Below are 10,259 nucleotides of genomic sequence, written 5' to 3' on the forward strand. Positions count from 1 at the left end.
AAGGCGAAGCGAAGCAGAGCCGAAGCACGGAAGCGAAAGCGTACCCCGCAGCACGCCGACCCGAACGACTGAGCGTAGCGAAGGAGGTGAGGGGCACGCCCAAATAAAAATCAAACCCAAAATTCAAATTCCTAAGCAGCAGCAAGGAACTTCGGTTGTAAATCTCACATTACTCACCTTCATTTACTCAATAAGGATTCCGTAAAGACCGATGACACGAGTTGCGCGCTCCAAACAGAATTTTTCCCTCTTTAGTGTATCGGTATTTCTACCTTTGCCCATATGGAAGAATTTATCGTATCAGCCCGAAAATACAGGCCACAAGATTTTGGCTCCGTTGTTGGCCAGGAACATATCACTCAAACCCTCTATCGCGCCATCCGCAGCAATCAACTCGCCCATGCACTTCTCTTCACAGGCCCCCGGGGCGTAGGAAAAACCACCTGCGCACGCATCGTAGCGCGCATGATAAACCAAACCTCTGACGACGATCAGACCGACTATAGCCTCAATATTTTCGAACTTGATGCCGCCTCACACAACGGTGTGGATGACATCCGCCAGCTGAACGAACAAGTGCGAATAGCCCCCCAGGTAGGTCGATACAAGGTCTACATCATCGACGAGGTACACATGCTCTCTACAGGTGCATTCAATGCCTTTCTCAAAACACTTGAGGAACCCCCCGCTCACGTCAAATTCATCCTGGCCACCACTGAAAAGCACAAAATACTCCCCACCATCTTGTCGCGTTGCCAGGTGTACGACTTCCGTCGTATCGGAGTTGATGAAATCACCGCGCACCTGCGCAAAATCTGCGAAAAAGAAAACATCACTGCTGAGCCAATGGCACTCCACGTGATTGCTCAAAAGGCAGATGGCGCCCTGCGCGACGCCCTCTCCATTTTCGACAAGATGGTCACCTTCTCAGGCAAAAACCTCACTTATGCCGATGTAATCAAAAATCTCAACATACTCGACTACGACTATTACTTCAAAATAGTAGATACCCTACTAGCTGGCGACTCGTGGCAGCTGCTCTTGCTCTATAAGGAAATACTCGACAAAGGCCACGACGGGCAAATTTTTATCAACGGACTTGCCTCTCACTTGCGCGATCTGCTCGTCACGGGCAACGAGCGCACTAAGCACCTGCTCGAAGTGCCCGAAGACGTGCGTGGCCGCTACATAGCCCAAGCCAGGCAAGTGCAGCCCAACAGCATTTTTAAAGCCCTTAAAATACTGAACGACGCTGACTATCGCTATAAATCGACCTACAATCAGCGTTTGCTCGTTGAGCTTTCGCTGCTTCAGTTGGTTGCGCCTTTCCGAAAAGAAACACCAAAAAAGTAGCCGGGTCTGGAGAGCAGTTGGCGGCTCCTACATCTTCAGACCCATCAGCACAGGAGCCTAAAGCCGAAGTAGCAAGCCCACAGCCTACTTCGACAAAAGTTGCTTTTTCAACTCCCTCAACAGGAGGCAGCAACACTACTGCTCCAACAACGAACGCTCTCCAAACCCCGTCGCCAAAAAAAAGCCTATTCTCGGTAAAAAAAGAAGTAACTGAAGCCTTAGCACAAGCGAAAAAAGAACCAGAACACCTTCCCGAAGAGCCATTTACGCTTGACACACTGCTCCAGCATTGGCAAAATGTAATCGATGCAGTAGCTTCAAGAGGTAATCAGGTTCAAGCAAGCCTGATGATGCAATGGAAACCTCTGCGCGTTGAACAGTCAAAGGTCATTCTTCAGGCTCCATCGCTTACAGTAGAAAAAATGATGCGTGAAACGCTCGAGCCTTTTCTACCCGAGATTAAAAAATCGCTGCAAAATTTCGCTTTAGAACTTGTCTTCGAAATTGTAGAAATAAAACAGGCTGGTGACGATGAGAAAAAAATTCCCCAACACATCCGCAACTTTCAATTCCTCACTGCTAAATATCCTGAGGTAGATAAGTTAAGAGAACTTTTTGGCTTATACCCAACCGAGCTTTAAAAAAGTATCACGTCAATACCTTTGCACTGATGGAACGCAAAATCTTGATGGACCACGCGCTGATGCAAATCACCCTGCAGAGGCTTTGCCGTCAGCTCATCGAAAATCACAACGACTTTTCAGAAAGTGTACTCATCGGTCTTCAGCCGCGCGGCACTGCCCTCGCCAGGCGTATCCATCAGCTGCTCGAGGCCAATGGCGTGCATGCTTGCCAGCTTGGTAGCCTGGACATTACCTTTTTTAGAGACGACTTTCGAATGCATCAGAAGCCTTTGAAGGCCAATCAGACCAAAATCGACTTTTTGGTAGAAGACCAACGCGTAGTGTTTATCGACGATGTACTCTACACCGGCCGTAGTGTGCGAGCAGCTCTCGATGCCATTCAATCGTTCGGCCGGCCTAAAGAAATTGAATTACTTGTGCTCATCGACCGTCGCTTTAGTCGTCAACTGCCCATACAAGCCGACTACATTGGTCGGTCGGTCGATGCCATAGCCTCAGAACGCGTGCTCGTAGAATGGAAAGAAGAATCGGGCAGCGATCAAGTAATAATCGTAAGACATTCATCATGAGCGCCTTAAGCCAATCCCACCTCTTGGGCATCAAATATTTACAGCCTTCTGATCTTCAGCTGATTTTCGAAACTGCGGATGAATTTTACGAGGTTATCAATCGCCCGATCAAAAAAGTGCCCTCGCTGCGCGACAAAACCATAGCCAACATTTTCTTTGAAAACAGCACCCGCACCAAGCTCTCCTTTGAGCTGGCAGAAAAGCGCCTGAGTGCCGACGTGATTAATTTCTCAGCTTCAGGTTCATCGGTGGCTAAGGGCGAAACGCTTGTCGATACGGTGAACAACATCTTGGCAATGAAGGTGGATATGGTGGTAATGCGCCATCCCAACCCAGGGGCTGCACACTTCTTAGCTTCACAAGTAAAAGCCACCATCATCAATGCAGGCGACGGTGCCCATGAGCATCCCACCCAAGCCCTACTCGACGCCTACTCCATTCGCCAAAAATTTGGAAAAGACCTCAAAGGTCTTCGGGTAGCCATCATTGGCGATATTCTACACTCACGAGTAGCATTGAGCAACATTTTCTGCCTGCGCTTACTCGGTGCAGAAGTGCAGCTCTGTGGGCCAGCCACATTAATGCCCCGACACATCGAATCGCTGGGCGTCACAGTAAGTTATGACCTCATGCAAACGCTCCAATGGTGCGACGTGGCAAACTTCCTTCGCGTACAGCACGAGCGTATGGACGTGAAGTATTTCCCCTCCGTTAGGGAATACGTCATGCAGTATGGGTTAAACAGCCAACTGCTTGAAACATTGAATAAGCCCATTACCATCATGCACCCAGGGCCAATCAACCGCGGAGTAGAGCTCACCAGCGAAGTAGCTGATGGCGCCCAATCCATCATCCTTCAGCAAGTAGAAAACGGGGTAGCTATTCGCATGGCCGTGCTTTATCTACTGGCCGGAAACCGATAATTTCCGTAATTCCAATCACCGGGTCGGCTTATCCAATGGGCTACTTTTGCCTTTCCATTTATTTTTAAAATTCAACAATGAATAAGGAACTTCTGAATGCATTTTTGCTCAGTGCCGTCGGGGCATTTGTCTCCTGGCTGGTAGTTGATTTTACACGTATTGGATTGATTGCCACAGGCTTCTTTGTCGGACTACTTCCTGCTTTAATTTTTTCAACTAAAATTCAGTTTATTACCGATACAAAAAGTTTAAAAACCGTCGAAAAAATTCTCTTTCCGATAGTTGTAGCTCTCATTGGATTTGAGGTAAAGATCCGCTCCATTACGGGGGCACCAGTTTCAATCTGGATCTTTCTGCTGGTGATGGTTTCGCTTGTGGTGCTGTTTGCATGGCTCATCTCCCGTCGCGAACCCATCGGCGGATTTTTAGGAATCGGTACAGCCATCTGTGGCAATTCTGCAGTGGCAGCTCTTGGTTCTTTCTGTCCTAATCGGGTCAAAGAAGCTGGTATTGCCATTGGGGTCATCAATATTCTGAGCATAGCTGCCATCATTGTACTGCCTTTTTTAGCCAATGTTTTTAATCTGAATGAGGCACAAAGCGGCTTTTTAGCAGGTGCCGGTGTTCAAGCAATGGCACTGGCACTGGCCACTGGAAAAATTATGGGTCCCGATGCCGAAATGTGGGCTTCTATCACCAAGATTACACGTGTAGCTCTGCTCTCCCCCGCCCTGTTGCTCACCTTTCAGCTGATGAAAAAGGACAAAACAGGGAAAGGCAAACTCGAGATTCCTTTTTACATCTACATTTTCCTCGGTGCAATGTTGTTGTCAAACTCAGGCATTATACCTGCAGGGGTATTAAAAACCATTAAAACCGTTAACGAATGGATCTTTGCAGCTGTAATGGTGGCTGTAGGTCTTCAGCTCACGCGCCAGTCAATGGCTACAAGCGGCCGCAATGCCATTTCCTATGGTGTAGCCATCTGGCTCTTTCAAATTGCTCTGATTCTGGTATTTATAAAAGTTTTCGGCGTTTTCTCGAGTTAATATGTTTCTGGACGAGCTGAGATTTAGCTCTTTTTACACAATGCTATTCAGCAACTGCATAATCTGATCGTGGTGATTGCGAGCGGCTGTATATCCGGCGTCGAAGAGCTCCTGATGTTTGTCAAAATCAAAAATTCCGAAGTTGTAGGTCTCCTGGATATCGATACCGAGATCGCACTGCAAAAATCTCGACTCTGTATTAGACCAAAGAGCCAGATCAAAAACGCGTTTTGTAATTGAAAACATTCCGTCGAATTGCTCCTGATGGCCGTGAACATTGATGTTAATTCCAATAATTTTCAGTTTCTTTTCCTTCAGAGGCTCTATAGGCAGATTATTGAGTAATCCGCCGTCTACATATGTGTGTCCATTGATCACCACCGGATGAAAAACAACGGGTATTGACGATGAAGCCACCACGGCATCGGCCACGCTTCCGGTAGAGAAGATTTCCCACCGGCCGGTGGTTAGATTGGTTACACAAGCGTAGAAAGGAATCTTCAATTGGTTGAAGTCGTCATGAGGAATGCTTTCGTTTAAAATCTGACGCAGGTAACTCAGGTCTGATAGACCAAATTTTAAATTTTTGAAATTAAAAACTTTAAAGACAGAATTGACCTTCACTCGCTCGAGAATCTCAGCGGGCGATAAACCTGCTGCATAAAGGGCGCCAGCTATGGCTCCGGCACTGGTACCCGATACTGCTGCCGGCCTTATGCCTATTTCTTCCAAATACTGTAAAACGCCTGCATGGGCTATTCCTCTGGCACCACCACCGCTGAAGGCAATGCCGATCGGTACATTAGTTTTGTGATTCATGAATGGATTTAAAAATTATCAAATCTCTGTTTCCTTGTAAGAGTGGATTTTGAAAGGCTTTGTAATATTCTTGTGCTATGCTGTTCACACTCCTCTCGCCACAGCAGAGCCTGTCGTAGATCTGGCCTATTGAGATTTCGTTGCTGTCTATAGCCGAAAGTTCCTTTACAAAGCGATGCAAAAAGAGGCTCAGCAGCGTACGCGGGTGAATATGCGCCGTCTGCCCGGGGGTAGTAGTAAATATTACAGCTACGTTATCATGAGCATTCTTTACTAGGTTGGGTATTGAAGTATCATTACCCGCTAAAAAAGAAACATCTAATAAAAAGACCATTTTTTTATATCCTAATGCCTGTGCAGATTGAATTAACTCGTCAAGGGCCACACCAGTCAAAGATATGTAAGACGGATGTCCATCTACCGGTAATAGATATAAACGAGGCTGCGCAGAATCGATATATGCAATCCCATTGATGTAGAAGAGCAGGAATGCATCAGAGGCTGTGTTAACTTTTGGCAGCTGACCAATCCATCTCTGTGGCTTACCAAAGATTCGCTGGATATCGGCCTTTGTCGTATTCGACTCTGAAATAATGTTTTCAGGGGTTATGCCCAAACTCTGTATGGCCAGCTGGCGCAATACTGACACATTGCTCAGCACAGTACCTGTTGTTGGTAAATATTTGTACTGCGTGTTCTCAATGAATACGGCTTTTACATTAGAATAAGGTGCTTTGCCGACAGGCAAATGAAATTCGTCTTCGTTGCTGTAAAAGTCATACATCGTTTTGGCGAAAAATTCTGCAATTATCTCTCTTCGAAGTTGAGGGATATTGATGAGCGTTTTGTCCCAGAGTTTTGAGCCCCTGTTCATACGCCTCATCCGTTCTTCGTAGCTGAATTGGGTCTGAAGGACAGTATTCAGAATGGAAATCTCTTCAACCTCAAGAGCATCTCGGCGATAATTGAGTTTTATAGAACCAAAAGCGATTTTACCCGCCTCCTCTTTAAAACTGGTAACCATCGATCTGCTTACGCGCACCGGAAAGTGGCCAAAACCCTCCACTTCGATTAAATACAGCTGATTATCAGCATCATATTCGATCAACTTGATCTTGGCAAACAAGAAGCGATCGCGCATCCATTGAGCATAGGCGTCTAAAGCCTGGCGAAGCCAGCTGTTCTTCTGAGCATCAAACCGTTGTAATCGGACTTTGTACTGATCTTCTGTTTCTACTTCCAGACGCCTCAGATACTTTAAAGCGCTGTTTTTCAGGTAGGTAGCTACAAACTGATTTATGTCGGGCAAGTTGATGGAATAGTGGTATTCGTTGGTATAAACAGGCGTAAGGTGCTTTTTTTCAACAAAGTAGCTACTGCCTGAAATCAAAACTTCGGCAAAATTTTCGTTTTGAAATGCCCCCTCAATGAAAAAAATGCCAGGCTCGACTACGTGGATTGGAACATCAGAGGCATTGGGTTGTGAATACACCGCCACATCCTGAGTTGTCAATAAAACGTGTTTGGTGTAAAATCGCACTGGCACGTTGGTAACAGTGGCTCCATAGTGGAACTTCAAAGTATCAAAAGGCAGATGGTTATAAGAAGGATAAACATTAAACATTTCAAATACATTGGTCCGAAATACTCCGGAAGAGTCAAATCGGGTTTGAACCTTCGATCCGTTGTTCAGCTGTAGAGCAAATGCCGTAAGACGCGCCGGAATGCTATCAGCTGAATAATAATAATCGCTCGACAGTCGATGGTAATGGGTAGTATCTATGTACAGCCCTCCGAGACCTGCACCGAAGGTAAGAGCCGAACCGGCCAACAAATAGATTGGGAAAGGGTTGTTTTGTGATGCCTCCTGACTGATCATGGTAAGCCCTGCTGTAATGCCAGCTGCACCAAGCATCATAGCTCCCAGTTTGTAACGGTTATTGCCTTTTACGCGGATTACTTTTTCTACGTATTCGTTGTTTTTATAGCGATATGGCTTTGCGACAATACCTTTTATTTCAATAAATCCATCTGAGGCTGTTGTCAAAGGTGTCGGGTAGAGAGTTCCTACGGTATCAGTCACTTCAATGGTACTGAGTTCTTTATTTTGTTTTAAAACACGTTCAGTGACCTGGCAACTGCTAACCACTGCCATACTCAACATAAAGAGAATGAAATTTTGCCAACTTGCCATAGTAACAGTTGAATGAAAACAGAACTACAAAGTTTGTCCAAAGGATGCAAACAATATAGCTCACCCGCAATTGGCCGCAATAGTTTTAAAAGGTGATTAATAGATAAGGGAAGGTTCAACTTAATTTTTTAGCCGCTTTATCGAACAGCCAATAGCTCTTGACTCAGCTATTTTAATGGCTGTTCCGCTCGCTATAGCCTCAATTGCATCCATCAGATAAAATTTGGTTGGTTCAGAGCCAGATCGGCTATTTTCATATTTATCGTTGATGGAACCTTTAAATACAAGCTTCCAATCCTGGTCGAAAACAAACACATGAGGGGTAGTCTGAGCACCAAAAGCGTCAGCCAATCGATGGTTTTCGTCCACGAGATAAGGCATTCTGTATTGGTTTTTGAGGGCGTGCTCTCTCATAGCTTCAAAAGAGTCTTCCTTTTTTCGGAAGGCTTCGTTGCTATTAATTAAGACCATTCCAAGGCCAGCCTCGCGGGCACGTTCGTACAGCGGATTGTACTGGTCTTGCCAGCCAAGTACAAAGGGGCAGGTGTTACAGCTAAATACGACGATTAGCCCCTTTTTTCCTTGTAAACTCTTGAGATCATAATGTTTGCCATCCACGTTTTTCATTTTTACATCGATGAGAGGGGCTGCATCGCCAATGGCAAGTTGTTCTTTGATTTGGGCGAAACCGAAAAATCCACCCAAAAGGACAAAAGCTGTTGTCAAAATGTGTTTTTTCATCGTTCAATAACGTTTTTTCAAAAATACCTTTTTTTGAGCAATGCAGTTCAAATGAGTCCACGCTACAGGTGGCAAACAATATTTTCTCGAGCCACAAGTTCTCCTCGCCATATTTTAAAATTCATAGAAAGTGCACAAGGAATTTGTTCGATTTATTGACAAATGCATTCTCTTTGTCTTTTAAAACTTTATTAACATTGCAAAAAATCCCCACTGACAGATGAAATGGATTCATAGCCTAAAACCATGGGCTGAAATTTGGCAATGCGAACGTTTTACTACAGAATTTACCCAGAGTGTACTAGTTGCCTATCTCACAGAATGTCGCTGGTTTGGAAGCAAAAATGCAGCTGTCAAAAGACTCGTGCCACGCGGTGATCTGCGTTGGAACTTTTCAGACAGCCGATTCTCCTATCTGATGATGATCGACGTGGTACACTATACTGCTCATACCGACACTTATTTTTTGCCAATTGTTTTTCGGGCTGACATAGATGAACTGCCCCAAAAGTCAGTGCTCTGCGGCCTTGAACTTCCAGAAACCAAAGGATACATTATCGATGCTCTATACGATACAGACTTCCGAGAGGCAGTATTTTTACACATTTTAAAGGAAAAAGACCCACCCATAGGTAATGGTCATCTGCGCTTCGAAAAGGGAAAAAAACTGAACGCACCCGAAGCGATTGAATCGCATCTGCTGAATGCTGAACAAAGCAATACCACCATCGTGTACAACGAATTGTATTACTTAAAAATTTACCGAAAACTCTTTCGCGATACGAATCCCGACTTAGAAATCACCCGCTACCTAAGCGAGGAATCATTCTTTGTAAACTCCCCCGTCTATGCAGGTTCAATCACCTGGAAACGAGAGGGATACTTCGACGTCTCACTCGGACTCATGCAACAAAAGGTCGAAAATCAAGGCGATGCCTGGAATTATTTTTTACAAAAAAACCTGCAAACTTTTCTCACCGTAAAGGAATTGGGGATCGGCCTAAACGACCTTCCAAAAGTACCGCTCTACAAAAGCGAAAAGCCTGAAGACATTCCTCAAATCTTTCACCAGATTACCCCACCCGGTTTTTTCGGCGACATCGCCTTGCTGGCACGAAGAACCGTAGAATTGCACATCGCGCTTTTTCGCGAAAAGACCAATCGAAACTTTTCCCCCTCCCAGTTTAACCAAGACTACCAGGTATGGCTGCTCAACAGACTCCTTTATCAGCTCGACAATCGGCTTAACCTTCTTGAAATGAATTTCGATCGGCTTCCGGAGCAAGGCAAAGTGTGGGCAGCAGAAGTAATGCGCAATGCTGAGCACATACGCAACCGCATCTTAAACTTTGACTATCACTCCCTCAATAGCATGCGCATTCGCATACACGGCGACTACCACCTCGGTCAAGTACTGGTAAGCGGAGGAGATTTTGTCATTCTCGACTTCGAAGGTGAGCCGGAGAGCACCATTCGCGACCGCAAAGTGAAGCAACCACCCATTAAAGATGTAGCCGGTATGTTTCGGTCTTTTCACTACAGTCTTTTTGCCACAGTATTCAATCACCCAGAAATAGGTCTCCCGCAGGAGTTTCTCTTCGAAGTAGCTGGTCGCCTCTATCGAGCCATTGCGTCCGTTTTTCTTCATTTTTACACCTGGCAGGCTTTTGAAAACAACCTCGACATCGGCTATCGACCTGAGGTAGATTTTTTATTGCGCTATCACATTTTTGAAAAAGCCATTTACGAGCTCGGTTACGAGCTCAACTCTCGACCCGAATGGGTAGTAATTCCTCTAAAAGGTATCATGCAGATTCTGAACAACGATTAGTGTATTAAGACAAAAGAAGGTGTCCAAAAAGTAAAGGACGCCTTCTTTTTTATTTTGATAAAACCCTTAATTGAAGTAAATTAGAGCCATCATAGACATTTTAAGTGAGGCGAGTAGTCTTTAAACAGCAACCCGG

The 10,259-nt window shown here is 45.3% G+C and carries 10 protein-coding genes; 7 read left to right on the plus strand and 3 right to left on the minus strand.

Annotated elements, in window-relative coordinates; genetic code table 11:
• From EIP89_RS11610 to EIP89_RS11160, 6 genes are all read left to right on the plus strand, one after another.
• Positions 1 to 205, plus strand: a 205-nt coding sequence (locus EIP89_RS11610; protein ID WP_218019372.1) for a hypothetical protein, incomplete at its 5' end; no start/stop codon positions are given.
• Between the two features lie 77 nt (positions 206 to 282).
• Positions 283 to 1,353 carry a DNA polymerase III subunit gamma/tau gene (gene dnaX, locus EIP89_RS11140; RefSeq protein ID WP_124398764.1) on the plus strand — a complete coding sequence of 357 codons (1,071 nt, stop codon included), beginning with the start codon at positions 283 to 285 and terminating at the stop codon, positions 1,351 to 1,353.
• A gap of 17 nt (positions 1,354 to 1,370) precedes the next feature.
• A complete protein-coding gene (locus EIP89_RS11145; RefSeq protein ID WP_124398765.1) occupies positions 1,371 to 1,994 on the plus strand; it encodes a DUF8439 domain-containing protein in 624 nt (207 codons plus the stop codon).
• 29 nt (positions 1,995 to 2,023) lie between these two features.
• A complete protein-coding gene (pyrR, locus tag EIP89_RS11150) occupies positions 2,024 to 2,566 on the plus strand; it encodes a bifunctional pyr operon transcriptional regulator/uracil phosphoribosyltransferase PyrR (protein WP_124398766.1) in 543 nt (180 codons plus the stop codon).
• Entirely contained in the window at positions 2,563 to 3,489 is a 927-nt protein-coding gene (locus EIP89_RS11155; RefSeq protein WP_124398767.1) for an aspartate carbamoyltransferase catalytic subunit, read from the plus strand. The genes pyrR and EIP89_RS11155 overlap by 4 nt, the downstream gene beginning before the upstream one ends.
• A gap of 77 nt (positions 3,490 to 3,566) precedes the next feature.
• Positions 3,567 to 4,538 (plus strand): YeiH family protein, encoded by a 972-nt coding sequence (locus tag EIP89_RS11160; protein ID WP_124398768.1) that lies wholly within the window; start codon positions 3,567 to 3,569, stop codon positions 4,536 to 4,538.
• A 33-nt stretch (positions 4,539 to 4,571) separates the two neighbouring features.
• Here EIP89_RS11160 and EIP89_RS11165 read toward each other — a convergent pair whose 3' ends face one another.
• The 3 genes from EIP89_RS11165 to EIP89_RS11175 form a co-directional block, all read right to left on the minus strand.
• Positions 4,572 to 5,357, minus strand: coding sequence for a patatin-like phospholipase family protein (locus tag EIP89_RS11165; protein WP_124398769.1), 786 nt, complete (start codon positions 5,355 to 5,357; stop codon positions 4,572 to 4,574).
• Complete coding sequence (locus tag EIP89_RS11170; RefSeq protein ID WP_124398770.1) at positions 5,341 to 7,551, minus strand: caspase family protein; 2,211 nt, start codon at positions 7,549 to 7,551, stop codon at positions 5,341 to 5,343. Before EIP89_RS11170 ends, EIP89_RS11165 begins: the two co-directional genes overlap by 17 nt.
• A 120-nt stretch (positions 7,552 to 7,671) precedes the next feature.
• On the minus strand, positions 7,672 to 8,292 hold the full coding sequence (locus EIP89_RS11175; RefSeq protein ID WP_124398771.1) for a thioredoxin family protein: 621 nt from the start codon (positions 8,290 to 8,292) through the stop codon (positions 7,672 to 7,674).
• A 220-nt stretch (positions 8,293 to 8,512) separates the two neighbouring features.
• Between EIP89_RS11175 and EIP89_RS11180 the strand changes: the two genes are divergently transcribed.
• The gene (locus EIP89_RS11180) at positions 8,513 to 10,123 is read left to right on the plus strand and encodes a maltokinase N-terminal cap-like domain-containing protein (protein WP_124398772.1); all 1,611 of its coding nucleotides are present in this window, start codon (positions 8,513 to 8,515) and stop codon (positions 10,121 to 10,123) included.
• Positions 10,124 to 10,259: the final 136 nt, after the last annotated feature.

Source organism: Thermaurantimonas aggregans (assembly GCF_003851885.1).
In the GTDB taxonomy this organism is placed as follows: Bacteria; Bacteroidota; Bacteroidia; order Flavobacteriales; family Schleiferiaceae; genus Thermaurantimonas; species Thermaurantimonas aggregans.

Bases quoted from the DNA above. Each gene is read 5' to 3' on its own strand.
- EIP89_RS11180 (WP_124398772.1), top strand. From the start codon at position 8,513: ATGAAATGGATTCATAGCCTAAAACCATGGGCTGAAATTTGGCAATGC.
- EIP89_RS11170 (WP_124398770.1), bottom strand. From the start codon at position 7,551: ATGGCAAGTTGGCAAAATTTCATTCTCTTTATGTTGAGTATGGCAGTG.
- EIP89_RS11165 (WP_124398769.1), bottom strand. From the start codon at position 5,357: ATGAATCACAAAACTAATGTACCGATCGGCATTGCCTTCAGCGGTGGT.
- EIP89_RS11155 (WP_124398767.1), top strand. From the start codon at position 2,563: ATGAGCGCCTTAAGCCAATCCCACCTCTTGGGCATCAAATATTTACAG.
- pyrR (WP_124398766.1), top strand. From the start codon at position 2,024: ATGGAACGCAAAATCTTGATGGACCACGCGCTGATGCAAATCACCCTG.
- EIP89_RS11175 (WP_124398771.1), bottom strand. From the start codon at position 8,292: ATGAAAAAACACATTTTGACAACAGCTTTTGTCCTTTTGGGTGGATTT.
- EIP89_RS11160 (WP_124398768.1), top strand. From the start codon at position 3,567: ATGAATAAGGAACTTCTGAATGCATTTTTGCTCAGTGCCGTCGGGGCA.
- dnaX (WP_124398764.1), top strand. From the start codon at position 283: ATGGAAGAATTTATCGTATCAGCCCGAAAATACAGGCCACAAGATTTT.